The sequence below is a fragment of the Exiguobacterium sp. UBA5002 genome (assembly GCF_002396765.1).
Lineage (GTDB): Bacteria > Bacillota > Bacilli > Exiguobacteriales > Exiguobacteriaceae > Exiguobacterium_A.
Window position 1 is genome coordinate 87,487 of the sequence record NZ_DGYQ01000026.1, and the last position, 26,222, is coordinate 113,708.

Annotated in this window: 29 protein-coding genes; 5 read left to right on the plus strand and 24 right to left on the minus strand. The window is 46.8% G+C overall.

The window, feature by feature from the left end; genetic code table 11:
- Positions 1-42: 42 nt before the first annotated feature.
- The 5 genes from bshC to B4C70_RS07640 all read right to left on the minus strand — a co-directional run bounded on the left by bshC (position 43) and on the right by B4C70_RS07640 (position 3,625).
- The gene (gene bshC / locus B4C70_RS07620) at positions 43-1,605 is read right to left on the minus strand and encodes a bacillithiol biosynthesis cysteine-adding enzyme BshC (RefSeq protein ID WP_290778168.1); all 1,563 of its coding nucleotides are present in this window, start codon (positions 1,603-1,605) and stop codon (positions 43-45) included.
- Positions 1,606-1,634: 29 nt separating this feature from the next.
- Entirely contained in the window at positions 1,635-1,991 is a 357-nt protein-coding gene (locus B4C70_RS07625) for a DUF3397 domain-containing protein (RefSeq protein ID WP_290778171.1), read from the minus strand.
- Positions 1,988-2,797, minus strand: coding sequence for a ketopantoate reductase family protein (locus tag B4C70_RS07630; protein ID WP_290778175.1), 810 nt, complete (start codon positions 2,795-2,797; stop codon positions 1,988-1,990). Before B4C70_RS07630 ends, B4C70_RS07625 begins: the two co-directional genes overlap by 4 nt.
- Before the next feature lie 83 nt (positions 2,798-2,880).
- The gene (rpmF, locus tag B4C70_RS07635) at positions 2,881-3,054 is read right to left on the minus strand and encodes a 50S ribosomal protein L32 (protein ID WP_012370841.1); all 174 of its coding nucleotides are present in this window, start codon (positions 3,052-3,054) and stop codon (positions 2,881-2,883) included.
- Between the two features lie 46 nt (positions 3,055-3,100).
- Positions 3,101-3,625, minus strand: coding sequence for a YceD family protein (locus tag B4C70_RS07640; RefSeq protein ID WP_023468813.1), 525 nt, complete (start codon positions 3,623-3,625; stop codon positions 3,101-3,103).
- Positions 3,626-3,781: 156 nt separating this feature from the next.
- Between B4C70_RS07640 and B4C70_RS07645 the strand changes: the two genes are divergently transcribed.
- On the plus strand, positions 3,782-4,933 hold the full coding sequence (locus tag B4C70_RS07645) for a tRNA(Met) cytidine acetate ligase (protein ID WP_290778178.1): 1,152 nt from the start codon (positions 3,782-3,784) through the stop codon (positions 4,931-4,933).
- Here the strand turns inward: B4C70_RS07645 and B4C70_RS07650 are convergent.
- The 5 genes from B4C70_RS07650 to B4C70_RS07670 are packed head-to-tail and all read right to left on the minus strand — an operon-like array spanning position 4,906 to position 7,742.
- Positions 4,906-5,904, minus strand: a complete 999-nt coding sequence (locus B4C70_RS07650; RefSeq protein WP_290778181.1) for a SepM family pheromone-processing serine protease — start codon at positions 5,902-5,904, stop codon at positions 4,906-4,908. The genes B4C70_RS07645 and B4C70_RS07650 overlap by 28 nt on opposite strands.
- Positions 5,904-6,395, minus strand: coding sequence for a pantetheine-phosphate adenylyltransferase (coaD, locus tag B4C70_RS07655; RefSeq protein ID WP_029342153.1), 492 nt, complete (start codon positions 6,393-6,395; stop codon positions 5,904-5,906). Before coaD ends, B4C70_RS07650 begins: the two co-directional genes overlap by 1 nt.
- Positions 6,392-6,973 carry a 16S rRNA (guanine(966)-N(2))-methyltransferase RsmD gene (gene rsmD, locus B4C70_RS07660; RefSeq protein WP_149427632.1) on the minus strand — a complete coding sequence of 194 codons (582 nt, stop codon included), beginning with the start codon at positions 6,971-6,973 and terminating at the stop codon, positions 6,392-6,394. The genes coaD and rsmD overlap by 4 nt, the downstream gene beginning before the upstream one ends.
- A gap of 46 nt (positions 6,974-7,019) precedes the next feature.
- Positions 7,020-7,277, minus strand: a complete 258-nt coding sequence (locus B4C70_RS07665) for a YlbG family protein (protein ID WP_023468818.1) — start codon at positions 7,275-7,277, stop codon at positions 7,020-7,022.
- Between the two features lie 24 nt (positions 7,278-7,301).
- A complete protein-coding gene (locus B4C70_RS07670; protein ID WP_214859713.1) occupies positions 7,302-7,742 on the minus strand; it encodes a YlbF family regulator in 441 nt (146 codons plus the stop codon).
- A 101-nt stretch (positions 7,743-7,843) separates the two neighbouring features.
- Here B4C70_RS07670 and B4C70_RS07675 point away from each other — a divergent pair, with 101 nt between their 5' ends.
- Together B4C70_RS07675 and B4C70_RS07680 are read left to right on the plus strand one after the other, a co-directional pair.
- Positions 7,844-8,611 carry an ATP-grasp domain-containing protein gene (locus tag B4C70_RS07675; protein WP_231681737.1) on the plus strand — a complete coding sequence of 256 codons (768 nt, stop codon included), beginning with the start codon at positions 7,844-7,846 and terminating at the stop codon, positions 8,609-8,611.
- 110 nt (positions 8,612-8,721) lie between these two features.
- On the plus strand, positions 8,722-9,072 hold the full coding sequence (locus tag B4C70_RS07680; RefSeq protein ID WP_023468821.1) for a YugN family protein: 351 nt from the start codon (positions 8,722-8,724) through the stop codon (positions 9,070-9,072).
- A gap of 158 nt (positions 9,073-9,230) precedes the next feature.
- Here B4C70_RS07680 and B4C70_RS07685 read toward each other — a convergent pair whose 3' ends face one another.
- The 9 genes from B4C70_RS07685 to cyoE form a co-directional block, all read right to left on the minus strand.
- Positions 9,231-9,488 (minus strand): hypothetical protein, encoded by a 258-nt coding sequence (locus tag B4C70_RS07685; protein ID WP_023468822.1) that lies wholly within the window; start codon positions 9,486-9,488, stop codon positions 9,231-9,233.
- A 6-nt stretch (positions 9,489-9,494) separates the two neighbouring features.
- Complete coding sequence (locus tag B4C70_RS07690; protein WP_050677540.1) at positions 9,495-10,100, minus strand: SCO family protein; 606 nt, start codon at positions 10,098-10,100, stop codon at positions 9,495-9,497.
- Between the two features lie 12 nt (positions 10,101-10,112).
- Positions 10,113-10,574, minus strand: coding sequence for a DUF420 domain-containing protein (locus tag B4C70_RS07695; protein ID WP_023468824.1), 462 nt, complete (start codon positions 10,572-10,574; stop codon positions 10,113-10,115).
- An 18-nt stretch (positions 10,575-10,592) separates the two neighbouring features.
- Positions 10,593-11,498, minus strand: a complete 906-nt coding sequence (ctaG, locus tag B4C70_RS07700; RefSeq protein WP_023468825.1) for a cytochrome c oxidase assembly factor CtaG — start codon at positions 11,496-11,498, stop codon at positions 10,593-10,595.
- Between the two features lie 131 nt (positions 11,499-11,629).
- The gene (locus B4C70_RS07705; RefSeq protein WP_029342160.1) at positions 11,630-11,959 is read right to left on the minus strand and encodes a cytochrome C oxidase subunit IV family protein; all 330 of its coding nucleotides are present in this window, start codon (positions 11,957-11,959) and stop codon (positions 11,630-11,632) included.
- A 1-nt stretch (position 11,960) separates the two neighbouring features.
- A complete protein-coding gene (locus B4C70_RS07710) occupies positions 11,961-12,590 on the minus strand; it encodes a cytochrome (ubi)quinol oxidase subunit III (protein WP_029342161.1) in 630 nt (209 codons plus the stop codon).
- 1 nt (position 12,591) lies between these two features.
- Positions 12,592-14,460, minus strand: coding sequence for a cytochrome c oxidase subunit I (gene ctaD, locus B4C70_RS07715; protein WP_029342162.1), 1,869 nt, complete (start codon positions 14,458-14,460; stop codon positions 12,592-12,594).
- Between the two features lie 35 nt (positions 14,461-14,495).
- Positions 14,496-15,527, minus strand: coding sequence for a cytochrome c oxidase subunit II (gene coxB, locus B4C70_RS07720; RefSeq protein WP_081637364.1), 1,032 nt, complete (start codon positions 15,525-15,527; stop codon positions 14,496-14,498).
- Positions 15,528-15,591: 64 nt separating this feature from the next.
- Entirely contained in the window at positions 15,592-16,524 is a 933-nt protein-coding gene (gene cyoE, locus B4C70_RS07725) for a heme o synthase (RefSeq protein WP_290778188.1), read from the minus strand.
- A gap of 325 nt (positions 16,525-16,849) precedes the next feature.
- Here cyoE and B4C70_RS07730 point away from each other — a divergent pair, with 325 nt between their 5' ends.
- Positions 16,850-17,743: a COX15/CtaA family protein gene (locus B4C70_RS07730; protein WP_290778191.1), complete on the plus strand. Its 894-nt coding sequence runs from the start codon at positions 16,850-16,852 to the stop codon at positions 17,741-17,743.
- A 47-nt stretch (positions 17,744-17,790) separates the two neighbouring features.
- Here the strand turns inward: B4C70_RS07730 and B4C70_RS07735 are convergent, their stop codons facing one another.
- The 4 genes from B4C70_RS07735 to B4C70_RS07750 all read right to left on the minus strand — a co-directional run bounded on the left by B4C70_RS07735 (position 17,791) and on the right by B4C70_RS07750 (position 24,269).
- Complete coding sequence (locus tag B4C70_RS07735) at positions 17,791-19,146, minus strand: cryptochrome/photolyase family protein (protein WP_290778194.1); 1,356 nt, start codon at positions 19,144-19,146, stop codon at positions 17,791-17,793.
- 75 nt (positions 19,147-19,221) lie between these two features.
- On the minus strand, positions 19,222-22,656 hold the full coding sequence (locus tag B4C70_RS07740) for a pyruvate carboxylase (RefSeq protein ID WP_290778197.1): 3,435 nt from the start codon (positions 22,654-22,656) through the stop codon (positions 19,222-19,224).
- Positions 22,649-23,920 (minus strand): FtsW/RodA/SpoVE family cell cycle protein, encoded by a 1,272-nt coding sequence (locus B4C70_RS07745; RefSeq protein ID WP_290778200.1) that lies wholly within the window; start codon positions 23,918-23,920, stop codon positions 22,649-22,651. The genes B4C70_RS07740 and B4C70_RS07745 overlap by 8 nt, the downstream gene beginning before the upstream one ends.
- Before the next feature lie 70 nt (positions 23,921-23,990).
- Positions 23,991-24,269, minus strand: coding sequence for a YlaN family protein (locus B4C70_RS07750; protein WP_023468835.1), 279 nt, complete (start codon positions 24,267-24,269; stop codon positions 23,991-23,993).
- Between the two features lie 123 nt (positions 24,270-24,392).
- Here B4C70_RS07750 and B4C70_RS07755 point away from each other — a divergent pair, with 123 nt between their 5' ends.
- A complete protein-coding gene (locus B4C70_RS07755; RefSeq protein ID WP_029342168.1) occupies positions 24,393-24,854 on the plus strand; it encodes a hypothetical protein in 462 nt (153 codons plus the stop codon).
- Between the two features lie 39 nt (positions 24,855-24,893).
- On the opposite strand, the gene B4C70_RS07760 is transcribed toward B4C70_RS07755, so the two are convergent.
- Positions 24,894-26,210 carry a PhoH family protein gene (locus tag B4C70_RS07760; RefSeq protein ID WP_290778204.1) on the minus strand — a complete coding sequence of 439 codons (1,317 nt, stop codon included), beginning with the start codon at positions 26,208-26,210 and terminating at the stop codon, positions 24,894-24,896.
- Positions 26,211-26,222: the final 12 nt, after the last annotated feature.

A 26,222-nucleotide genomic window follows, 5' to 3' on the forward strand; every position in this document is an offset into this window, starting at 1 on the left:
TTTTCGCTAAAAAAGAGAAAAAACCTGCTAGTTTCAGCAGGTTTAGAGGAAAATCTTCAGTTGATCACTCGTATTTGCTTCATAGGCTGTTCTTAAGTCCCGCACAAAATCAAGACCATGGTGATTCAACCACGGGAGGACAGAATGAATCCGCTCTTGCGGCGCTCCATCAGGAAGAAGATGATAAGCGGTCTCTTTATATTGTCGTGTTTGTCGATCGAACCGACGTCGATCTTCTGCCAGTAGACTAGCGACTGCTTGATCGAGCTGTCTCTTGACCTTCTCACTCTTACTCGATGTCCGCAGTAGATTCTGTTCGAGCGAAAGGAATTCGGAGACGAAACTGTCTTTTAACATTGCTGCCGTCTGCATACGTCCTGTCATTTTCTCTTCTGAATAGAGCGGAATCGGAACGCCTGATCGGACGATTTCTTCGAGCGACACCTCGAGTTTAGCAAGACGTTTTTCATCGCTACGACGCACGAGTAACCCACCCATGCGGGGAATCAATAACGGCATCGTCCAATTCAGGTGATGAAAGAGCGGTCGTAAGCGTGTCCAGTATGCTAACTCCCCCGGACCCCCGATATAGGCAAGCGTCGGGAACAGGTAATCCTGCATCAATGGACGTGTGACGACACTGTTGGAGAAACGTTCCGGACTGGCGTACAGCAACGCGATCAATTCAAGCTCCGTATATTGCTTTCCTTGTTTCGTCTCGAATCCGTCTGCTGTCGGATACAGTAACTGACGACCGTGATCATCGACGAAAAGATGCGCCGCTTCCTCGTTCAAGAATGTATCCGGTAACTCTTGCGTCTGTGAAATACCATCCGTCAATGCTCGTCTAAATTCCGCATTGTCTTGAATCAACCGTTCAAAGAACGGAATCTCGAGTTCACGGACAGAATGTGTATCCGCATCAAAGAAGACGACATCAAAATCGATCAATTCACCGATCAATTGTGAGAAAAACATTCCATACGATGTACACGCTTCAACGAGTTGCTTCAGGCGCGCAACTAATTGTTTCGTATGAACCGTTTCTGGCATTGCTCGGAATGCCTCTTCGATGATTTCAAGAAGTGCTGCTTGATCAAAAGAGAGCCGACTGACCGAACGGGCAATCGATTCTGAAGGTGTGACAGCGATTTTACGCGTTTGATAATCCGCTGTCGGAACGTAAACATGGTTAATCTCATCAAAATCGTGATCTTCGGTCGCGAGCCAAAAAATCGGAACGACAGGCCGCCCAAGTGTCGTTTCCGCCTGCTGCGCGACCTTCAGACAGGTCAACAATTTATAGATGGCATATAATGGTCCGCCAAAGATACCCGTTTGTTGCCCTGTAATGACAACTTGAGCTTCACCCGAACGAAGCTTCGCGACACGCTCCCGCAAACGCTCCGTCATGTTCGGATTTTGACGTTCGAGTTCGTCTGTCAGTGCCGCGAGATGCGGGTAGTGACGTTCTTCAAGCAAACGGCTCCTCGACGCTAAACCACTCTCTCCAAGGTGGTCGACATATGTTAAGAATTCTTCTCGTGAAGCACGATGCATCAACGAGTTATCATCGTATAAGGCTTCAAATGGTTGTACCTTCAAACAAAATCCCTTCTTTCTTACCTAACTGGTCAGCTGATGAACAGTTCACGAATACCGAGTACGAACAGTATGAAATGGACGGGTAATGCCAGCAAGATGATGATCCGCCAACTGTGGCGAATCATTTGTCTCAAATCAACATCAAGTTGACGAATTCGTTGCCAGAGTGCATTCAACGCAAATACCAACAACACGACGATGACGATCCACCCTAAGTAATTTGTTCCGGTCAAGGCAATCAATGCAACATGAATCGCATACAGAACGATGAATGTTCCAAAGTCGAGTGCAAATCGAACGGCCTTCCCATGTTTCCGAAATAGAAGTAGAAAGACGAGATACAACGCAATCAGGCTGAATAAAGGAAAAATGATGAAGACTGTCACTGCGGACCCTCCCTCTGTTTGATCTGTTCATAATAAAAAGATAAACGTGGCGTCGCAGTCGTCGCCTGACGTAATGCGTATCCAAGTATCGGTTCTACTTCCGTTCGTCGTCCATACTCAAGATCTCGTAACATGGAAGAACGATTTTTGCCCGTATTCTTCATGATCCGCTCGATTTCGGAATAAGTAATGTCATGGTGCGGGAAAATCGTCCGCATTTCGTCAAATAATTGACGGGCTTCTTCTCGATAAGGCATCTCTAATAAGGATCCATTCTCAACACCGTAATAAGCCGTCACTGGATTGATGACGACGTTGATGAACAGCTTCGTCAATAAAACGGCTTCCATATCTGACTCAAGTTCAAAGCACAGCTGCTTTGACGACAAGTTCGCTACCTCTTGATTTCCGTAGCGGATGCGTCCTTTTCCAGTATGCTGGACTTCAAACGGTGCAGTACGCATGGCACCATGTTCGACGACACCAAATAAGACACGCGGCAATTGCTCTTTCCATTTCAAATGATCCATTCCATTTTGCAGGAACATGACGGGACACGTCAGCCGTTTAAGGAATGGAATCACACTTTTTATATCATACGACTTTGTCGCGACAAACACCAAGTCTTCTGACTCGAGCCGATCAATCTTCCGGATCCGTACGAGACGACTCGCTTGTCCATCGCGAATGATTGGTCGTTCCTCATCTTGTTCTTGTCGCACGTAAAGCGTGACTGCATGATCTTTCGATAAATAAGAGGCAAGCAATAACCCGATGGCACCCGCGCCAATGATTCCAACATTCATCTATTCATATCCCCTTTCATGAAAAAAGCGACCTTAAAACCGATTTCTCGATTTGAAGGTCGCTTTTATACCGATCAATCAGCTTATTTGCTGACGATTTCTTTACCTTTGTACGAGCCACATGCTTTACAAACGCGGTGTGAAAGTTTCATTTCACCACAGTTTGGGCACTCGACCATACCTGGTACACGGAGTTTGAAATGAGTACGGCGAAGACGTTTGCGTGTTTTCGACGTTCTGCGGAATGGTACTGCCATCGTTGTCCACCTCCTTGAAAAAATACACTCGCCTTTACTTCAGAAATCAGGAATCCTGATCTTTTTTAAAGAACTGAGCGAGACCCGCGAGTCGCGGATCGATTTTTGGTTCGGTTTCCTCTGGATCTTCTTCAGAAAGAATCGTCCAGCCTTCCCCCTCAACCAACTGATTCTCTTCATCATCCCCATGCACTTGCACTGGCACATGAAGTAAAATCAATTCTTGCACGAGCGGTCGAAGATCGACCGTATTCCCGATCGGCACGTTGATGTCATCTGCTTCGTTCGAAACAGCATCGACCTCGAGCAGGAATGGCTCGATGGATTCAATCTCGAATGGATAAGCGACGTCATTTAGCGTCCGGGCATCCGGAAGCGTCATTTCGCCGGTAATCCGAAGATTGAATATTAATTGATTCGATGTAAACGATGCATTTGCACGAACGTGCACAGGTTGCACCGCCCGGATATCCGGATGGAGGGCGACTAGCTCATTGAGCTCGATCGTCTCGTTAACCTGAAGTTGACCCAGATTGCGCAATTTATTCAATTGCATCAGGGACCATTTCATCCGAATCACCTCAATTGCAACAATATGAATTATAGAGAGGACATCTTGTTTTGTCAATGTTTTTTCTTTACACTGAAATCGCTAGAGAACGAACACTTTTGGACGTCTTTATCCATATTACCGCACTTAATTCGGTTTGCAAAGGAGAAAGTTTTCATGAGGATGACAGCTATCATTTCAGAGTACAATCCGTTTCATAACGGACACTATTATCAAGCGACGACAGCACGACGGGAAACGGATGCCGACGTCATCGTCGCCATCATGAGCGGGACGTTCATGCAGCGTGGTGAGCCCGCCTTTACGGATAAATGGACACGTGCTCAGGCAGCCGTCGCGAGCGGTGCCATCGATCTCGTTCTTGAACTTCCCTTCTATTTTGCTGTCCAGCGTGCTGATCGCTTTGCACTCGGTGGTGTAACGATTGCCGAGACAATCGGCTGTCAGTCGCTTTCGTTTGGAAGCGAGTGCGGAGATATCGAACCTTTTCTCCATGCAGCAGCGGAACAGATCGAAGAGACACCTGCATACAAGCAAGCGTTACACGATGGTTTGGCATCTGGTCTCTCTTCTGCTCACGCCGCCAGTCAAGCATTCAGGAGCGTCTCACGGACGCTTGATTTGACACAACCGAACAATACGCTTGGCTATTATTACGCTCGCGCCGCAAATACCCTATCGCTTCACACGACGAAACGGATTGGAAGTGGCTACCACGACTTATCCACCGGGGACATCATGAGCGCCACCGCGATACGCGCCCATCATCAAACGCACGGTCAGCTGCTCGCACTTCCTGAACAAACCGAAGACGTCTTAGCAAACGCCTCTTTCGCCAACTTTTCGCACTATTATCCGTGGATTCGACAACGTCTACTAACGACTCCAGTACCCGAGTTGATGCGAATCGCTGGGATCGACGCTTCGTTAGCACCACGACTCATCGAAGGGGCGAAACAAGCAACAACATTCGAGACCTTTCTGAATCACGTCAAAACACGCCGTTATACGCGGACGAGCCTGCAACGTGCCCTGATCTATCTGTTGACCTCAACGACAGCAGAGGAGGTCGCACGGATTGATTACGACCATATTGATTTCGTTCGTCCCCTCGCCTTTTCAGAACGAGGACGACAGGCACTCAAAACCATCAAAACGCGGACTACCGTCTTCAGTACCTTCACGAGTCATCCTTGGCTAACGAAAGAAAGCCAAGTGACAGCTGCATACGCACTGCCCTTGGCTCGCTACGACGCGTTGCTCGAACACCGTCGTTTTCCTTATTTCGCTGGAAGTTCTTCTAAATAATCAATCGCATCTTCGACTGTCTTGATCGGAACGAGCTTCATGTTCGTTCCGAGTTTTTTGATGGATGGTTTTGCTTCTTTGTAGTTCTCTCCTGCTGGCACGAACATGATTTCTGCTCCTGCCTCGTCAGCAGCGACGACCTTTTGCCATGCTCCGCCAATCGGTCCCACCTTGCCGCCTTCTTCAATCGTTCCCGTGCCGGCGATTTTATGCCCTTTCGCCAAATCCCCCGGCGTCAATTGATCATAAATTTCAAGGGTGAACATCATTCCAGCAGATGGTCCACCGACACCTTCGACCTGAAACGCAATCTCAGGATCCGTCGTCACGTTTGAGATCGGAAGCGGTTCGTAAATACCTAGTCCGACTCGCTTGACCTCTTTAGATAACTGATCCACTCGAATCGTCGTCTTCTTGTCTTCCGATTTACGCGTGAACTGAATCGGAACAGCTGTTTTGGCTTTTTTCACTTGAATCGTCTTCATGAAACCTTCAAATGACGTAATCGGTTTTCCGTCAACACTTGTAATCCGATCCCCTGCCTTCAGTTTCCCCTCGGCTGGACCACCGGGAATGACGCCGGAGACGTAGACCCCTTCGAAATCGACATCGACCTTTTGATCCGCCAATTCATACGCTTCGATCGTTGCGTTATGTTGCGCTTCTTCCATATACAGCTTCTGACGCGTTTCATACTGCGCGTCCGACTCGCCGTCGTACAGATAATCACTTACACTCGATGTTTCGGAGAACGGTAGAAATAAGCTTTCAATGAGAAAGTAAGGCGTGGCCCGGCGTTGTGCGATCGTCAGCATCATCAAATCTCCCGGTTCCTTGTCGCCTCCAGACACATCGATCAAATCTTCCGTCGACGTCGCGTCACCCGGATAGGAGATGAAATAGGGAAGCGGTACGAAAAATACGATCAAGGCAGCGATGATTGCTGCTAAGGCAGGTTTCCAAGCTTTCATCACAGTTCTCCTTTCGTATATTTCTGACGTAGTGCTTCTTCGACAGAAGGCGGTACGAGATCGGCAACGGAAGCACCATATTTGGCAGCTTCTTTAACGATCGAAGAACTCAAGAAGGAATACTGATTATTCGTCATCATAAATAGTGTCTCGATTTGATCATTCATCTTCTTGTTGATGGAAGCGACTTGCATTTCGTATTCAAAGTCCGAAACTGCTCGTAGACCGCGTACAATCGCGGTTGCTCCGACTTCCGCCGCATAATCGACCAGTAGACCATTAAAGGAATCCACCTTGATTTGAGGTAGGTGCGATGTCACATCGGCAATTAACTCCATTCGTTCCTGGACAGAAAAGAGTGGTTGCTTCGAAGAATTATTCAGTACGGCAACGATGATCTCATCAAAAATCGGAACGGCACGCTCGATGATGTCTAAATGTCCGTTTGTGATCGGATCAAAGCTACCTGGGCAAATGGCGATTCGTTTCATTCGTGGTCTTCCTCCGCTTCCATGAATTCGTACAATGTAATCGAGATGACAGCGGAATAACGAAGTCGACGCACGACTTCTAGTCGTCCGATCTGGTCCGGCAATTCAACCGCTGAGTCATGTTCACAGACGATGACACCGTTGTCCGTCAGCATATCGTGTTGCTCTATGTACGTGACATGTTCCGTCAATCGCTCTTTTGCATAGGGAGGGTCTAGATAAATCAATTTAAACGGCTCTTCAGATGCGAGTTCCGTTAAAGCGATCGCTACATCTTTTTTTAAAACACGTGCTTGGTCCGTATAGCGCGTCGTTCGTAAATTATCTTGGATCGTTTGGATCGCTTTATGGTGTTGGTCGACGAACACCGCCTCATCGCATCCTCTTGAAAGAGATTCAATCCCAAGACCACCGCTCCCCGCAAACAGATCCAGTGCTCGTCCTCCGTTGAAATAAGGACCGATGACGTTGAATAAGGATTCTTTTACCTTATCCGTCGTCGGTCGTGTTTGATCCCCTGGCACTGCTTTTAATCGTGTACCTTTCCGTTCCCCTGAAATGACTCGCATTTCCTTCATTCCTTTCAACAAAGAAGCGACGAGGATGTCCTCATCGCTCCATGGATTATGCTTCTTCTGGCATTTTACCTTTTTTGTTCGCGAACGTCTCCGTGATGAACGGTCGTTCTGAACGTTTAATCGATTCGACGAACGGGAGAGTCGAAATGACTTCCATCACCTGTTCATGCTGATCTAAATCGACATACAGATGAACGTATCGTTCACGTTTAGACGTAAAGTAGACGTTCCCGTAACGGCGTAATTGACGGGATGCTTTCATCGCATTGACATAGACGATGAGTCCCACTCGTTCCTTGATCACGCCAGCCTACCCCCTTCACCTTCGTTATCCGCTACAGCTACAGCTGCCACCGGTCGAACAACCTCCAGCGCATCCTTGATCGAAGAAAGGATTTCCCGTCGGTACTTTAATTTGCGGTGATACTTCTCCAGCGAGCTTCAGACTGATTTGTCCGAGTAACGTCTCGAGTTGTTTTTCCGCCTTTTTAAACTGCGCGACTTCCTCTTGTAAATCAAGTCGCCGTTTGACTTCATGGACCTTTTTCGTGATCGTCTGATAGTCAGGATGATACCGTCCGAATCGCTGTACGAGTTCGTAGTCCTCCTTGACTTGATGAAAATCGCGAATGACAGCCTGTGCCTCTGTTGACTCTTGCTGTGCTTGTTTCGCACATCTATATGCTTGCCCCGTTTCACTTTGAGCGAGAGATCGAATGAGGTCTTCCGCTGCGTTGATGAGGTCAATCGTCTTATCGGTATATATCACAACGAATCTCCTCCTTAACTTTACCATCTTATCATAACATTTCTCTCCCTCCTAGCCTGTTGAATTGTGTATAATTTGTTCAGAAGGAAGGAATGAACTTTATGCAACTGCTCTCTTTTAATATGTTCCGGACGATTGGAATCAAGACGGAACATGCCAAATCAGATTATCACTTTGATTCCTTAAAAAAAATCGAACAGGCGGATGTCGTCCTGTTCCCGGAATACTGGCAAATCCACTCAATCATCTACGGGATGAAAAAACCGATCTTCCCGTCGGCTGCTACGTTCCACTTAGGTCATGATAAGATCGAGATGACGCGGATTTTTCAAACCGTCATTCCGGATAACATCCCTCGGACCGGCATCTATGGAAAAAATGAATTCACCGTCGAACGTGTCTTACGTGAATTCTCGTTTCCGTTCGTTGCGAAGACAGTCCGTAGCTCCATGGGACAAGGTGTCCATCTCATCAAAAATGAAACAGACTGGAAGAAATACACGGATACACACGAGACGTTCTACATTCAGGAGTACATTCCGAATGAGAAGGACTTACGTGTCGTCGTCGTCGGCGATCAAGTCCTTGCTGCGTACTGGCGCGTCGGTGGTGCTCAGTTCTTAAATAACGTCGCTCAAGGTGGTGTCCTTGATTTTGATGATGTGCCACAAGGGGCAATCGACTTCGTGCTCGCGCTCGCGAAACAGCTCGATATCGATCACGCCGGTTTTGACCTCATCATCCGTGACGGACAGTGGTACGTTCTTGAGTTCAATGTCTTCTTCGGTGGGGAAGGACTCAATCACCTTGGTATCCACGCACCGGATACGATTCTTGAATATGTCGAACGAAAATATGGAAGTTCATGAATTCTTCAAAATGACTTCACATCTTTTACGTCATCATTTCATTCATTATGGTATGATAGTTTGGAAAGACTAGTATCTACTAGCAAACTGGGGTATAGGGGGATTCAAACATGAAGTTTGAACAATATGGCATCGAAGGCAAGGAACTGAAGTTCGGTCTTCTCGAAACAATCATGGAACATCACCGCTTCGTTCGTGAAGGACAGTGGGATTACGAACGCGCGATGTACGACATGAAATATGAAAAACAATCAACAGGTGAAGTATTCTACCTGCGTGTTCCTGTCTATGCGATCCAAGGCGAGATTGAAGACCGCCATGCTGTCGTTCGTATGATGACACCACTTCTCGGTAAACACTACTATCCACACGGTGTCGAGTATGATGAGACGTTCCCTCCGGAAATCGTTAAAGACTGCGAACGTCGTTTAGCAGCATTGCTCGAAACACTCGAAAAATAAGATCCACACGTAGAGGTTCTAATGAGGAGCCTCTATTTTTTGTTCTTCATTCCAAACAAAAAAGCCAAACAAAAAAGCTAACGACCTCGCATCATCCACGAAATCATTAGCTGTTCTGTCCACCTGATTGTTATTCTTTAATACACGCGAAATCGCTTTTAACGCGCGACGAATTGTACATAAGATACGACATCGTCTCCGAGCTGAATCCCAAGCTGCTCGCGTACATGAAGATAAAGCGCGTGAAGTGACGTTGCCGGTGCATTGACCTTTACACTAAATGCAATCTCTTCCCGGTCCATCCGTTTGATCCGGGAGTGATGGATTCCATAATCCTCGATCGCACAAGCAAGTAATTCCTCGATGGCTTGAATAGAGACGGTAACATCTCCTTGCATGTACTCTTCATAAGTCATCTACCTTCACTCCTTTGCTAATTGTGTGACCGAAGACATGACCTCTTCTAAGTCGACCGGTTCATCCGGTGTCTTCGCCATAGACGAAATCGCCCTTACTTTATTCTCACGGTCCAAAATGAACATTTGTGTTCCGTGTGTCACTAAGCCACTCTCAGCCTTCGAGTAATAGAAATTCAACTGACGTGTCAGACGATCGATGACGACTGGATCTCCCGTCAATACTTTCCATCCCTTAGCATCCGCTTCAAAGTTCGAAGCATACTTTTTCAAGACTTTTGGTGTATCCACTTTTGGATCAACCGTCACAGCGACGAGTTCGACGTCATTTCCGTATAACTCTTCACTCCGAAGCTTCTTCTCAAGCTTTCGGTAATCATTCAACGTCAACGGACAAATATCAGGACAGTTCGAGTAGAAGAACGTCAACACTTTGACTTTTCCGTCTTCCGAATTGAATGATTTTCCGTCTACGGCATTCGTTAATTCAAATGGTGTCGGTTCAGCGATGACAGGTAACTTTTCTTTCATGAAGAAATAATAATATCCCCCGGCTGCCGCAACTAAGATAAGGACGACGGCAGCGACCGTCAAGTAACTATTCTTTTTCAAGTTGGCTCCCCCTTAATGACTCCAGATCGCCCGGAATACGTTCGTCGTCTCACCCGGATCGTAGACGACATATAGTAAGCAATACACGATCACACCGGTAATGGCTGTCAAAAACCAAACGATTGAGGCAACCGGTCCGATTTTACGGTGACGTGCAAAGTTCTTCTTATACGCGTGATAGAGTGCCATCAAACCGAGCACCCCACCAGATGTCGCAAGAAGGATGTGGAAGATCAAGAATCCTGTGTAGTAGGCTTTGACGGACTCTGGACCGCCAAAGGCTGTATTACCGAGCAGAATCGTCCGCAAGGCATACATGATGAAGAATAATAAAGCGAGTGCAGCTGCAATCGTCATCACGGTTTGGTGAGCTTTCATGTTACGACGCGTTTGGGCGATCAAAAACCAGCCAATCGCTACGAAAATCGCACTGATGACAATCAGCGACACACAAATCAACGGCAAATAACTCATGTTCCAACTTCCTCCAATTTAATCCGCTTTTGGTGTGAAGGACATGCCTTCATCCACGGCAGTACTTTTTGAACGGCGCACCCATGTAAAGAAGGTCAGTCCGAAGAATAGACCATACACGAGTTCTTGACCGAGCTTCATGAGGACACCACCAAAGCGTTGGTCCTCTAATAAGTCATCTGTCGTTCCGAGCAATCGTTCCAGGTTCAATCCGCTTAAATCATTGTTCGGCATACAGTAAGCGAGTACTTTCGCGAATGTCGCCGGATCCTGATACGCTTGATACTGAAAACTTTGACTGAAGATCATGAAGGCACAGGCTGGTGTCAACAACACACCATTCGCTACGATGTAGACCATCTTCTTCAGGTCAGAAAGGCTGTCCGCCTCATTGACCGGTGCAATGATCGGATACCACATCGTCATACTCAAGAAAATCAATGTTCCGTGGAACAGACGGTGAACGGTATAGTTCGTCAAGACATAATCAAAAATAAATGGCATGTGATAGAACGTAAACAAGGCATTAAAGACGACAAGTGCAATCAGCGGCTTGATGAAGAAGCGAAGAATCCTACCAAGATACGGTGTATCGAACAAGCGCTTATAAAGCCACTCTGGTATCGCAATCAACAAGAGCGGCGGTGCGACCATATAGACGAATACCATCTGCAGCATGTGTGCTGAGAACGTGATATGTGCTAGCAGGTCTAACGGACTTCCAAAACCGATGTAAAAAACGATCAATGCCGCGAGCATCGAAAACTTTTGCCCAAGCGTTGTTTCCGGCTCATCCGGACGACGCAACTTTTCTGTCACGACAGCATATAGGATATACAATCCAACGAGTATCAACGCATAATACGGACTCCATAAGACAGTCCATTCGAATTGCGAAAGTGCTCCCCTTAAATTGCCTAACATATTTTTTCACCCCGTTCCTTTCTCTTACAAACTAAGATTACCGTTCCCCTATTTCATTGTAAAGGTTTCTCATAAAACGATTCCAAAATAAAAGACCATCCTGCTAAACGTTAGCAGAATGGTCACATTTCTTACCAGATCAACAGACGAAGCGTCGCAACGATCGTCAAGGCGACGAAGATGCCAAGACCCATCATGACTTTGATCCATGTGTTGCCTTTATTGTTCATATGCATGAACATGTAAAGCTGAAGGTAAACCTGAACGATTGCCATGATGATCAAGAAACCACCAGCTGCCCAGTGCGGCATGAGATCAGCCATGACAGCACCGAAAGCGATGAGAGTCAAGAAAATCATGAGTGCGAAACTGATGAGTTGCAGTTGTGTCTCACGACCACGTTCTGCTTTCATCTCAAGCTCGATTTGATTGCGCGTAAGTTGCGGTTCGTGTTTTTCCATCTTATTTCACCATCCCCATGAGGTAGACGACTGAGAAGATAAAGACCCAGACGACGTCAATGAAGTGCCAGTAAAGACTTGAAACATAGTACTTCGGCGCATTCACGACCGTGATGCCACGGTTCCAGTTCCGGATGAGCAATGTCGAGATCCAGAGAAGACCGAACAAGACGTGCGCACCGTGGAAACCGACGAGAGTGTAGAAGGCAGAACCAAATGCACTCGACGTGAATGTATGACCGATGTGGTAGTAGTGATTGAACTCATAAATCTCACCCGCTAAGAATGCTAGTCCAAGAACAAGTGTGATAATTAACCACATTTTCATCTTCTTGACATCATTACGTTTCATCGCCATCATCGCAAGAACACTTGTTAATGAACTTGTGAGAAGGAGCATCGTCATGATAAAGACGAGACCCATTTCGAAGATGTCATAACTGCGTAGACCTTCTTTTGCACCGGAGTTATGGAGACCGATGTATGTCCCGAAGAGAGAGGCGAACAAAGTCGTCTCTCCTCCAAGGAAGAACCAGAAGGCTACATATTTATTCTTACCCTCAAGTGTTGCTTTTTCAACATGATCCGGAATACCCGTGATCGGGTTATTCGGTACTGAATGATGACCCATCTTACTTCGCCTCCTTTTCTGCTTCAAGGCGTAGATCTTCTTCGACGACTGATTTCGGGATGTAGTATCCTTCATCATCGATCCAAGAACGGAAGAACATCGCGATCAATGTCATCGCAAGACCAATCAAGGCAACGACAAGACCAACTGTTCCATAGTCTAGGCGAAGAATGAATCCGAGACCTGCGAGGAATAGACCGACTGACATGACGAATGGCAAGATCGTGTTGTTCGGCATGTGGATATCGCCGACTTCTTCCGATACAGAAACTGTTTTGTTTCCTGCCATTTTTTCAAGCCAATACGTATCCAAACCTTTGACGAGTGGGATTTGAGCGAAGTTATACTCTGGAGTTGGAACTGGAAGTGTCCACTCAAGCGTACGTCCATCTCCCCAGACGTCGCGTTTTACATATTCTTTTGACATCAATGCTGCTGCAATCGAAATGACGAGAACGATCGTCGACACACCCATGAAGGCTGCCCCAATTGATGAAAGTAAGTTCATTGTTTCCCAGCCTTGGTTTGGCAAGTACGTGAAGACACGACGTGGCATACCTGTAAGACCAAGAATATGTTGCGGGAAGAACGTCAAGTGGAAGCCGATGAAGAACAACCAGAATTGAATTTTTCCCCAGAATTCGTTGAGCTGTTTCCCGAACATGAGTGGGAACCAGTAGTAAAGACCTGCGAAGAGACCAAAGACAACCCCACCAACGATAACGTAGTGGAAGTGAGCTACTACGAAGTAACTGTCATGGTATTGGTAATCGGCAGGTGCAACAGAAAGCATGACCCCTGTCATACCACCAACAAGGAATGATGGAATGAACGCGACCGAGTAAAGCATTGCGACTGGGAACGTCAACTTACCGCCCCATAGCGTAAAGAGCCAGTTGAAGATCTTGACCCCTGTCGGTACAGCAATCGCCATCGTTGCTACGGCGAAGATCGCGTTTGCGACCGGACCGAGACCAACTGTGAACATGTGGTGGACCCATACCATGAATCCGAGGAAACCGATCAACATCGTCGCAAAGACCATCGTCGTGTAACCGAAGAGACGCTTACGAGCAAATGTAGGAATGATTTCAGAGAAAATACCGAATGCCGGTAAGATCAAGATATAAACTTCCGGGTGACCGAAGATCCAGAAGAGGTGTTCCCAGATGACGATGTTCCCGCCCGCTGCCGGGTCAAAGAAATGCGCTCCGAAGAGTCGCTCGAACGTCAAGAGGAACAATCCAACCGTAAGTGGTGGGAATGCGAAAACGATCAAGGCAGAAGCAACGAATGCTGTCCATGTGAAGAGCGGCATCCGCATCAGTTTCATACCTGGTGCACGCATGTTCAAAATCGTAACGAGGAAGTTAATCCCCCCCATAAGTGTACCGAAACCAGAAATCTGAAGACCCAACGCGTAGAAGTCTACACCGAGAGACTCAGGTACTGTCGAGAGTGGTGCGTATGCAGTCCACCCTGCGTTCGGTGCAGCGCCGAAGAACCAAGAAAGGTTCAACAAGACTCCACCGAAGAAGAACAACCAGAAACCAAGTGCATTCAAGAATGGGAACGCAACGTCACGTGCCCCGATTTGAAGCGGTACTGCTGCGTTCATGTATCCAATCAACATCGGCATCGCTGCCAAGAAGATCATCGTCGTACCGTGCATCGTGATCAATTGGTTAAAGAGTTCACCGCTGACGAAATCGTTCATCGGTTTAATCAATTGAAAACGAATCATTAGGGCTTCTACGCCACCGACTAGAAGGAAGAACAATCCAGACATGATGTAGAGAATCCCGATTTTCTTATGGTCGACTGTCGTTAGCCAGTCCATGATGCCGCTTTTTTTCTGCGGCATACCCATAGTATGTGTCCCCACTATGATTCCCCCTTAAAAAATTATTGGAGCTTTTTGTCCAATAGATAATCTGCCAATTCGCTCAATTCTTCATCGCTGATCTGATCTTCAGAGAATCCAGGCATTTTCGTACCTTGTTTCTCTTTTTGAGGATCGCGAATCCATTTTTCGAGGTTTTCTTTATCATGGTCGAGATAACCCGCGATACGTTGACGATCACCGAAGTTCGTCAAGCTAGGTGCGACTTTTCCGCCACCATGACAGCTGAGACAGTTCTGGGCATAGACTTTCTCACCAGTCGTCCAGTTCTTTTCATTCTTTTTATCAAGCTGCTTCGTCTCTGCTTCTTTCGCAGCTTTCATATCTTTCAACCAGTTATCGTAGTCGTCTTGTTCAAGTGCAACGACTTTGAAGTCCATCAATGCGTGAGAAGGACCACACAACTCGGCACATTTACCGTAATAAGTGCCTGCTTCTTTTGCTTGTAACCACATTTCGTTCTCAAGACCTGGGTTCGTATCTGTTTTACCAGAAAGAGCTGGTACCCAGAATGAGTGAATGACGTCTTTAGACGTCAAGTTAACAGCAACACGTTTACCGACTGGAATGACAAGTTCTTGTCCTGTCGAAACACCTTTGTCTGGGTATTCGAACTCCCACCAGTAGAGGTTTGCTGTAACGTTGATTTGTTCGTTTTTCTTCGCTTCTTTTGCATCTGCGAGTTCAACCGTTGTTTTGATCGTCGGAATTGCAAGAACGATCAAAAGAAGAATCGGAATGACTGTCCAGATGATTTCAAGCGTATGGTTCCCTTCGACTTGCTTCGGAACCGTGTTATCACCTGATTTACGACGGAATTTCATAAGTACGTAAATATAAATGACGGCTACGATCGCAAGGACGAACAACATGACCCACAAGCTAAGCTTGATGATCTCAAGTTGCATCTCAGCGCCTTCTCCGCGAGGCTGTAGCGCAGACAATTCCGGAATTCCACAACCTGATAACATAAGTGCCATCAAGCCGATTGGAAGAAGCCGGAAGAGCATTTTTACTGATTTTTTCACAACCATCCCCACTTTCTTTGTCCCCAATTTTGTCTTTCGTAATGGTGTACGTGAATTATGTCAAATCGTTTTAGAGAGAAACGAGTACGACCGTCACGATCCAAGCCGTGAAATAAAACAGTGAGAAGAAGAACATCTTCGACGCCCATTTGATTTCGGCTTGTTCATCTTGGATCTTCAGACCTTTCAGTCCCATATAGAGCCAATATCCACCGAGCAATGCCATGACGATCATGTAGATGATGCCATAGTGTGCTAAGAGGAGTGATGATGGAATGAGTACTGCAATCCACCATACAATTTGTCGTTTCGTGATCGCGAATCCGTTTACGACAGGTAACATCGGGATACCTGCTGCCCGATACTCCTCTGTCCGTCGCATCGCGAGTGCAAGGAAATGTGGTGGTTGCCACACGAACATGATGAGGAATAAAATCCACGCATCAATGTGAAGCGTCGGAGTGACTGCCGCAAATCCAATGATTGGTGGCACAGCTCCTGATATACCACCTACGACTGTATTGATCGTGTGCGTCCGCTTTAACCACATCGTATAAATCACGACGTAAACGAATGATCCGATCAATCCGAACACTGCCGCCACATGGTTGACAATCAACAACAATACCGTACCGGTCGCAAGAATACCGAGTCCTAGTGCGAGTATCCGTTGTCCATCCATCTTCCCAGTAACGCTTGGTCTTCCCATCGTCCGTTCCATCTTATAATCGATGTCCCGGTCAATGTAGTTATTGAGGTAGCAACTTCCGGCAATGACCAATCCACTCCCGAGAAGCGTCCACAGTAACATCCACTTGGTTTGCCACAGATACAACAGGACATCATCCGTTATGTATGATGCTGCTACGACATACCCCGCGAAGACCGTAATCAGATTGGCACGGACGATCCCCATTTTTGCTAGGGTAATATAGTCCTTGAATGTCGGCTGATTTGCTTGCTCAATCGCCATATCCAGTGCCTCTCCAGTAACTTTCGCCATGCTGTTCCCTCCTTTTCACCGTCTGCTTCCGTTTAGCACCTAGGCTTCACGTAATTTCTTCACAGAAATAACACAGACATGCCACGAAACGCCCTTTTCTCTATAAAAGATACCACATATCGAGGACCGTGACGTATGAAAATACTTTCGACATAATGAACAAAATGTGAAATCTATGTGATTTTCATCACAGTTCACCATATTTACCTAATACTAGAATAGCGTTGTTCTAAAAGATTGCAACCCTTTCAGTACTTTTTATGCGATACTAGACCTATGGAAATCCATGTATTTCGTATTTTTTTAGAAAGGTGGTGTCCAAATCTTGAATCGAAAACTTTCGATGTTTTCAGCCTTCGTCACGTTTACGATGATGATCGTCTTACTGATGGGTGGGACAGTCACAAAAACGGATTCGGGAGATGGTTGCGGAACGGATTGGCCACTCTGTCACGGGGAACTCATTCCGACGAACCCAAGTGTTGAAACGATGATTGAATATAGTCACCGCGCTGTGACTGGAGTCGTTGGACTCTTAATCATCGCCTTATGTCTCTGGACGCTCGTTGCCTTCAAGGATCGATTAGATACGAAGATCTTTGCGTTTCTTGCTTTCATCTTCATGTTGATTCAATCGATCGTCGGTGCTGGAGCAGTCGTTTGGCAACAATCAGACCTCGTCATGGCGTTACATTTCGGAATCTCTTTGATTTCCTTTGCTTCGCTATTGATTTTGACACTGTTGATCATGGAGCGTCCGGGTCAGGAATTCAGGGAATCTGTCCCAGCATTCTTACGGAAGCTCTTGTACGGTCTACTCATCTATACGCTGATCGTCGTTTATACGGGTGCTTACGTACGCCACGTCGGGGCTACATATGCTTGCGTTGGTTGGCCTGTCTGTTCTCAATCTTCCATGACGTTCGAAGCGTGGGTGCAGATGATTCACCGGATCATGGCAGGATTACTGTTCCTGTTCACCTTATTCGTCCATGTCGTTGCGATTCGCTTAAAGCATCGGACGACAACGATTGGTATGGCGTTCGCGACGTTCTTCATCTCGTGCCAAGTCGCCACTGGGGCTTGGATCGTTCTTGGTGGACATGCAACGTATGTGCCGTTACTCCACGCCTTCTTGATCACATGTTACTTCGGGGTCTTATCTTACTTGACGTACCATGCATTCCGAACGCGTAAGGCAAATAGTCGTCTTCAATAAGGTCGTAAAAAAAGGATGTTCCTCAAGCGAGGAACATCCTTTTTTCATTATTTGAATCGAGCAATCGCACGCTTTCGCGCTTCGTCATGTGCGACGATTGGTTCTGGATAGCCATAATCCTTGCGTTGCTCAGCAGTCGGTTCATGAATATACTGCTTTGATAAATCCTTGATTTCCGTGACATACTTTCGAATGAACTCTCCATCCTTATCGAACTTCTTCGATTGAGTCGTCGGATTGAAGACGCGGAAGTACGGGACGGCATCCGTTCCGACTGATGCTGCCCATTGCCAACCCCCGATGTTTGATGCCGCTTCATAATCAACGAGTTTCTGCTGGAAATATCGTTCGCCTTTCTGCCAATCGACCAACAAGTCTTTTGTCAGGAAAGAAGCGACGATCATCCGTAGACGATTATGCATCCACCCCGTTTGATTCAATTGCCGCATCGCTGCATCAACGATCGGATAGCCCGTCTTGCCTTCACACCACGCCTTGAAGCCCTCTTCATCTTCTTCCCATTCGATTTCCCGATATTGCGTATTGACGGCTTGTCGTTTTGATTCCGGGAAATGCATTAAAATCATGTAATAGAATTCACGCCAGATGAGTTCGGTGATGAAGGTCTGTTTCCCTTTTGATTCTTTTGCCTCCTGAACAGCCGCATAGACGGTCCGAATGCCGACTTCTCCAGTCCGTAAATAGCGAGAAAGTAAACTCGTACCGTCGACAGCAGGAAAATCACGATTCTCTTCGTAATCTTCAAGCGATTGTTCGATGAATTTCTTCAAGCGTTGTTTTGCCTGCTTTTCACCAGTATGGAAGACGGCTTCCGACTCTGCCTTTTTAAAATAAGCGTTGATGAAACTATTATCGTGCTGACGCTTTTGATAATGATCCCGCAGCGTTTGCCATTTAACTTCATATGGTGCAGGAATATCTTTTTTCATGAATGCATTCTTATATGGCGTGAATACTTTATAGAACTTTCCATCCTGCTTTTTAATGTCATGTGGGTGAAGAAGATGCCGGTCTAGTAGTCGCTCCGTCTGACGATCTTTACGCTTTTTAATGATTTTTTCATCTCGCGTCTTGAATGGTTCGACATATTCCGCATTAAATAACAAAACGTCCGCATCACCAGTTGCGTCTAAGAAAGCCTGTTCATCGCCTTCGATGAAACGGATTGGCATCTCTTTCTCTTTGCAGGCATCAGAAAACATCTCGAGCGCTTGGAAGAAATATTGTTGCCGTGCTTCATATTCTCCGATGTAATCCGGATTGAGCCAAAAGACGAACTCGACCGTCGACTTCGGATTTTCATTTAGTAATTCAACAGCACGTGCCAACATGTGGTTATCTTGTAATCGAAAATCACTTCGTACCCAACAAATAATGTCCAATCGTATCCTCTCCCACTACGTATTGAATGAAAAACAGGCAGCCCGCCGAGCGTGCGCCTGTTTTTCGTTGTGACCTTATACGAATTCAATCAGTAAGTCTTGACTTGCGATGGCTTCGCCTTCCTTGACGTGGACGGCTTTGATTTCACCGTCTTCCGGTGCTTGGATCGTCGTTTCCATCTTCATCGCTTCCGTGACGAGGAGTTGCTCTCCTTTACGGACACGTGTACCCGTCTCGACGAGTACCTTCAGCACGCTACCCGGCATTGATGCACCGATTTGTTTCGCATTGCTTCGATCTGCTTTTGGACGACTTGATGAACTTTCCTTAATACTGATGTCTTTGACTTCGACTTCACGAGGAACACCGTTCATCTCATAATAGATCGTCCGCATTCCATGATCGTCTGGCTGACCGATTTGAATCAATTTGAGGTAGAGTGTCTTGCCTCGTTCGATTTCAACCTCGATCGTCTCCCCTAGACGCATTCCATGGAAGAACGTATTCGTATCAAGAACAGAGATATCGCCATATCGCGCGACATACGAACTGTAGTCCATGAAGACTTTTGGATAGAGCGCGTAAGCGAGTGCATCAAATTCTGTAACGGGACGTTCAAGCTTTTCGAACAACTCATGTTTGATCGCATCAAAATTGAGTGGTTCCATCATCTTACCTGGACGTTCTGTCAGCGGAGCAGCTCCCTTGAGAATAGCCTGTTGAACGTCTTGCGGGAAACCATCTGGTGGTGTTCCGAGCTCCCCTTTCATCAGTTCGACGACTGAATCCGGGAAATCAAGTCCACTTGCACGGTGCAAGACATCCTCTTCTGTCAGATGATGTTGAACCATGAAGAGTGCCATGTCTCCGACGACTTTTGATGATGGTGTGACTTTGACGATATCGCCAAACAGCATATTGACACGCGCATACATCTCTTTGACTTCAGACCAACGATCCGCAAGTCCAACCGCTTTTGCTTGTTGCTGTAAGTTCGAATACTGTCCACCCGGCATCTCATGGTCGTAGACCGTTGGATTCGGTGCGATCATATCGAGTTCGAATGCTTGATACAGATGACGAACGTCCTGCCAATAATCCGAAATCTGTTCAAACTTCTGTGCTGATACGAGCGGTTGACGTGGATGACCACTTAAGGCATGAATCAAGCTACCACCCGCTGGCTGACTCGTCAGTCCCGACATGCTTGATGCCGCGACGTCTACGACGTCGACACCTGCATCAATCGCACGCGCATACGTATAAATCCCGTTCCCACTCGCATCGTGTGTGTGGAGATGGATTGGTAGCGATACCGCATCTTTAAGTGCTGATACGAGCGCGTAGGCTGCCTCCGGTTTCAAGAGACCCGCCATATCCTTGATGGCAATGATATGAGCGCCGCTTTCTTCCAGTTGTTTCGCCAGATTGACGTAATACGGCAGGTGATATTTCGGTCGAGTCGCATCGAATAAATCCCCTGTATAACAGACAGCTGCTTCCGCGATTTTACCTGTCGGCAAGACCGCATCGATGGCAAGTTGAATCGACTCCGGGTTATTCAAGCTATCGAAGATTCGGAAGACGTCGACTCCTGCCTGCGCCGCTTCCTTGACGAACGTGTGAATGACGTTGTCCGGATAGTTTTTGTAACCAACACCGTTCGCACCACGAAGCAACATTTGAATGAGGACGTTCGGCATCTTTTCACGTAATTTCATCAGACGAACCCATGGATCCTCCGATAAGAATCGGTAGGCGACATCAAATGTCGCGCCTCCCCATGCTTCGACAGAGAACAGTTCAGGTAGCAGTTTCGCTTCCGCCTCTGCAATCGCAACGAGATCCTTCGTCCGCATCCGCGTCGCAAGGAGCGACTGATGGGCATCACGGAATGTCGTATCTGTCAACAAAACGTTCTCCTGAGCTGCCAACCATTTTGCGACGGCTTCTGGACCTTCCGCATCGAGAATCGCTTTTGCACCTGGTGTATAGTCTGTCGGGAGATTTTTCGGAATCCGGACGTCACGCGCAAGCGGCTTGTCCAATTTTCCGATTCCCGGGAATCCATTGACGGAAACCTCTCCGATGTACGTCAAAAGTTTCGTTCCCCGGTCTTGACGTTTCGGGAAGATGAATAATTCTTGTGTATCATCAATGAACGATGTATTGTAATCCCCGCTGACGAACGCATGGTGCTTCAAGACGTTGCTTAAGAATGCGATATTCGTCTTGATCCCACGGATTCGGAATTCACTTAAGTTTCGACGCATCTTCGCAACGGCTTGATCGTATGTCAAACCATGCGTCGAGATTTTAACGAGCAGTGAGTCATAATATGGTGAAATTTCCGCTCCAACATAAGCATTCCCACCATCGAGACGTACACCAAAACCGCCTGGAGAACGATAGGCTTTAATTTTCCCTGTATCCGGTAAGAAACCGTTCTCCGGATCTTCTGACGTGATTCGGCTTTGGATCGCAAAACCAAGCATCTTAATGTCTTCTTGTTGCGGAATACCAACGAGGTCGTTATGTAACGATTCGCCTTCAGCAACACGGATCTGTGTCTGTACGATATCAACGCCTGTGATCATCTCCGTAATCGTGTGCTCGACTTGGACACGTGGGTTGACCTCGATGAAATAGAACGATTCATCTTGTGTCACGAGAAATTCGACCGTACCCGCATTTTCGTATCCGACATGCTTCATCAATGTGACGGCTGCGTCACAAATCTTTTGTCGACCTTCGTCTGAAAGCGTCACACATGGTGCCACTTCGACGACTTTTTGGTGACGACGCTGTACGGAACAATCACGTTCAAACAAATGAATGATGTTCCCATGGGCGTCACCGATGATTTGAACTTCAATATGTTTTGGTCGTTCGATTAATTTTTCGACGTAAATCTCATCCGAACCAAATGCTTTCAAGGCTTCAGATTTCGCACGTTCGATCATGTCTGGAAGCTCTTCTTCTGTCCGGACGACACGCATACCGCGTCCACCACCGCCAAGCGATGCTTTGACCATGAGTGGATAGCCTGCTTCCTTTGCGAACGCATATGCTTCATCAATGGATGAGATCGGACCATCCGTTCCCGGAATGACAGGAAGACCGGCTTCAATCGCTGTCGTCCGTGCCCGTACTTTATCCCCGAACTTATACAGATGCTCTTCTTGCGGTCCGATGAAGATGATTCCTTCTTCACGGCAACGTTTGGCTAGCTCAATATTCTCAGAGAGGAATCCATAACCAGGATGGATCGCATCACATTCGGCTTTTTTCGCTGTTGCAATGATATCTTCAATATCGAGATAAGCTTCGATCGGTTTTTTCCCTTCTCCGATCCGGTACGCTTCATCGGCTTTATAGCGATGAAGAGAACCCATATCCTCTCGCGAATAAATGGCAACGGTACGAATACCGAGTTCTGTCGCTGCACGGAAAACACGAATCGCGATCTCCCCGCGGTTTGCTACGAGAATCTTCTGGATTTTAGTCAACTGATGCTCCCCCTTTAGTTAATGAGCTCGTGGCACTCATCGAACGTGCAGTCCGCACTTCTTTCTGATAAGCCACTCGATATTTGTTTTGCATGGAAATGTTTGCCATTACACCAAGCATCGTACTCATGACGAGTAACGATGACCCACCGTAACTGATGAATGGCAAGGTAACACCTGTACCTGGAAACAGACCGGACATGGCCGCGATATTGATACATGTCTGGATGAAGATGATACCGGATATCCCGAGAGCGAGCATGCTCGAGTAAAGCGAGACACACCGATTAGCGATGACCGCCCCTTTAATCATCAGATAGAACAATAGACCGAGTACGACAAGAACCCCGATGAACCCGAGTTCCTCCGAGATGATCGACATGATGTAGTCGGTTTCAGGCTCTGGTAGATAGCCATACTTTTGAAAACTATTCCCGAGACCTACTCCGAATAATCCCCCGTGGGCAATCGATATGACGGAGTTGATGAGCTGATACCCCTTCCCTTCTGCGTCAAGGAAGGGATTCAAACTTGCTTGAATCCGTTGCATCTGATTATCCGAAAAATTATTCCATGCGTACAAGAAGATGATTGGTACGGTGACGACACATAACATGATGTAACCACTCGGTAATCCAACTGCGAATAAAATCATCGCCGTGATGAGTAACAGAATGAACAATCCGCCGTCATCCGGTTGCATGCGAATGATGATCGCGTAAGGTGCAAGTAATACAACCATCGGAATCAAGATCCAGTCCGAGAAACTAAGTAAAATCCGTCTTCCTGGAGACGTCGCTGGAATTTGACGATGGATGAAGTGATGGACGATCCCAATCACGCCGTCCATTTTCCCTTTGTGCTTTTGATCAAAATAACTCGCAAGTCCGACGACGAGCACGAATTTACAAAGCTCGATTGGTTGAATCAAGAAGATACCGAAGTTCAACCATGCGCGAGCCCCGTTTAGTGGTGCCGAAAACAGCGTCGCCATCAACATCAACCATGTAATCGCGTACAAGAGTAAACGAATCACTGGTCCACGGAACACCTCATGATTGATTTGTGAAACGAAAAGGAACAGCACGATCGCCATCGCATCAAACATCAACTGCTTCTCAAAGAAGGACGTATTCGCATAATCTCCACCGTTCCACACGCTCGCACTATAGACCATGACCGTACTGATCGCCATGAGGATGAGCATCGTAAAGAAGAGACCATAGTCAAAAAATGCTCGTTTTTCTTTAAACTTCGCTAACATATGTACACGTCCTTTTTTCATTTTCTAAAAAAAAATACCCAAACGCCGCATTTCACGTTTGAGTAGAAAATCAGCACGTCTCCGCATCATGTAAATCAGATAATTGCTGTTCAAGTGATTCGAGTAATTGTTTTCCCTCACCCGCATCAATCAGTTCAAGACGTACCGCAAAATCAATCTGACGGGATAATCCGAACATTTGTGTATCCAATACTTCCTCGTAAAGAGGACATTGTGGCATCGTTAAATTCGCAAGCTGGACCTCGATCAACCGGCGGATTTTTTGTGCATCCGCTTCTAGTAGCTCAAGAGCGCGCTGGCGATGAACTGTCTCGATTTCAGTTGACAATCCAATCCCTCCTCATCAAATGACGCGTTCCTGTTATAGCTAAACTTTACCTTACTTTCGCCAACAATTCAACGTTTCGGTATAATGGATTTGTTGGACTTACACATTTAGGGGGTAGAACAAATGATTTTTCCGATTAACGGTAAAGTACGGCATCAGTTAACGATTGATCCGACAGTCTGGATCTTTGATGAACGAAAGGTGGCAATCGAGAAAATCGGGCAACCAGCCGACACAAGTGAACAAGAAGCGTACTACGCGAAAATGGGGGCTGCGTGGGATAAAGGCATCATGGAAGGCAGTCGTACGGATCACAATCGTCCGATGACACGTGCTGAAAAAGAAGCCGCGCTTCAAGGGTCATTCGCCATGGCGCTAGCACCGTTCATCCGGAATGCCGAGCTCTTACCGGATGCGATCGCTATTCGTTTCGAAGGCGAAGAAACGGTTGAACTTCCACTTGAGCAACTCGACGAGGTGTATCTGCAGTTCTCACAAGACGGCAAAGTGTTAGCAGATGGACCCGTTCATCTATTACACGGACAACGGATCGTCAAATCCGTTCATACGGTTACTGTCATATAAGGAAAACGTGGTGCGCCTGAATAGACGCACCACGTTTTTTCATAGTAAATCGGCTGCGAGGCGTGCCAAGTTTGAACGCTCCCCTTTGACGAGTTTGACGTGTCCCGTCATCTTCTCATTTTTGAGTCGTTCTACAGCGTAGGATAAACCATTGGAATACTCATCTAGATACGGATGATCAATCTGTTGCGGATCCCCGACTAACACGATTTTCGAGTTTTCACCGACACGTGTCAAAATCGTCTTGACTTCATGTTTCGTCAAATTCTGCGCTTCATCGATGATGATGAATTGTCCCGGCATACTACGTCCCCGGATGTACGTTAATGCTTCCAGTTGAATCGTCTTCATTCCGGCGAGAATGTTACCTAGTTCGTCTCCCGATCCCGTATTGAAAAGGTGTTCGAGGTTATCATAGATGGGTTGCATCCACGGACGAAGCTTCTCTTCCATTTCACCCGGCAAGTAGCCGATATCGTTTCCCATCGGTACGACAGGACGAGCAACGACCAGTTTTTTATATTTATGCTCGTCTTCCACTTGCAGGAGACCCGCAGCGAGTGCAAGTAACGTTTTTCCGGTACCTGCCTTACCAACGAGTGTCACAAGTGGTACATCGTCACGTAATAATAACTCAAATGCCATCCGTTGTTGAACGTTTCGTGGAATGACGCCCCAGACTTGATCGACATCGATCGAAAGCGCCCGAATGATTGGCAGGTTCTGATCAACGACGGCGATGGCTGAAGCTTTCGACATGTTACTTTTTAAGATGACGAACTCATTCGGTTGCACTTTTTCTGGCAAGACATCCACTGAAAGCCGTTTGTCCTGATAGAAGGCATCAATATATTCCTGATCGACGGTCACTTCGATGAATCCTGTATAAAGACCGGTCAAATCAGCGATATGATCCGTCATATAGTCTTCAGCGACTAATCCATACGCATCCGCTTTGACGCGGACTAAGATATCTTTTGAGACGAGAATGACATCTCGTGGGGTCGCTTCGGTTTGTTGTTCCTGATGAATCGACCACGCCAGTTCAATGATCTTATTATCGTTTGATTCATGCGTAAACGGCGAACCTTCATAAATGGAGTCCCCGATATCGACGCGAAGAATACCGCCGTTTCCGAGTGGCACTCCCGCATGAAGCTGACCCGTTTCTCGTAATTGGTCTAAAATGCGAGCTGTTTCTCGTGCATTACGTCCAACCTCATCCATGTTGCGTTTTTTTCCATCTAGTTCTTCTAGTACGATCGCTGGTATGACGACGTCGTGCTCCTGGAATTGAAAAAGAGAAAGTGGATCGTGAAGCATGACATTAGTATCAAGTACGTATATTTTTTTCATTCCATCGTTCGC

Excerpts from the sequence above, each read along its gene's own strand:
- B4C70_RS07645 (WP_290778178.1), top strand. The coding sequence starts at position 3,782 with ATGAGGATGACAGCTATCATTTCAGAGTACAATCCGTTTCATAACGGA.
- coxB (WP_081637364.1), bottom strand. The coding sequence starts at position 15,527 with ATGGTTGTGAAAAAATCAGTAAAAATGCTCTTCCGGCTTCTTCCAATC.
- B4C70_RS07650 (WP_290778181.1), bottom strand. The coding sequence starts at position 5,904 with ATGAAAGCTTGGAAACCTGCCTTAGCAGCAATCATCGCTGCCTTGATC.
- ctaG (WP_023468825.1), bottom strand. The coding sequence starts at position 11,498 with ATGTTAGGCAATTTAAGGGGAGCACTTTCGCAATTCGAATGGACTGTC.
- B4C70_RS07745 (WP_290778200.1), bottom strand. The coding sequence starts at position 23,920 with ATGTTAGCGAAGTTTAAAGAAAAACGAGCATTTTTTGACTATGGTCTC.
- B4C70_RS07760 (WP_290778204.1), bottom strand. The coding sequence starts at position 26,210 with ATGAAAAAAATATACGTACTTGATACTAATGTCATGCTTCACGATCCA.
- rpmF (WP_012370841.1), bottom strand. The coding sequence starts at position 3,054 with ATGGCAGTACCATTCCGCAGAACGTCGAAAACACGCAAACGTCTTCGC.
- B4C70_RS07710 (WP_029342161.1), bottom strand. The coding sequence starts at position 12,590 with ATGGGTCATCATTCAGTACCGAATAACCCGATCACGGGTATTCCGGAT.
- coaD (WP_029342153.1), bottom strand. The coding sequence starts at position 6,395 with ATGAAACGAATCGCCATTTGCCCAGGTAGCTTTGATCCGATCACAAAC.
- B4C70_RS07675 (WP_231681737.1), top strand. The coding sequence starts at position 7,844 with ATGCAACTGCTCTCTTTTAATATGTTCCGGACGATTGGAATCAAGACG.
- rsmD (WP_149427632.1), bottom strand. The coding sequence starts at position 6,973 with ATGAAGGAAATGCGAGTCATTTCAGGGGAACGGAAAGGTACACGATTA.
- B4C70_RS07705 (WP_029342160.1), bottom strand. The coding sequence starts at position 11,959 with ATGGAAAAACACGAACCGCAACTTACGCGCAATCAAATCGAGCTTGAG.
- B4C70_RS07695 (WP_023468824.1), bottom strand. The coding sequence starts at position 10,574 with ATGAGTTATTTGCCGTTGATTTGTGTGTCGCTGATTGTCATCAGTGCG.
- B4C70_RS07755 (WP_029342168.1), top strand. The coding sequence starts at position 24,393 with ATGATTTTTCCGATTAACGGTAAAGTACGGCATCAGTTAACGATTGAT.
- B4C70_RS07680 (WP_023468821.1), top strand. The coding sequence starts at position 8,722 with ATGAAGTTTGAACAATATGGCATCGAAGGCAAGGAACTGAAGTTCGGT.
- ctaD (WP_029342162.1), bottom strand. The coding sequence starts at position 14,460 with ATGGGTATGCCGCAGAAAAAAAGCGGCATCATGGACTGGCTAACGACA.
- B4C70_RS07640 (WP_023468813.1), bottom strand. The coding sequence starts at position 3,625 with ATGAAATGGTCCCTGATGCAATTGAATAAATTGCGCAATCTGGGTCAA.
- B4C70_RS07685 (WP_023468822.1), bottom strand. The coding sequence starts at position 9,488 with ATGACTTATGAAGAGTACATGCAAGGAGATGTTACCGTCTCTATTCAA.
- B4C70_RS07630 (WP_290778175.1), bottom strand. The coding sequence starts at position 2,797 with ATGAATGTTGGAATCATTGGCGCGGGTGCCATCGGGTTATTGCTTGCC.
- cyoE (WP_290778188.1), bottom strand. The coding sequence starts at position 16,524 with ATGGCGAAAGTTACTGGAGAGGCACTGGATATGGCGATTGAGCAAGCA.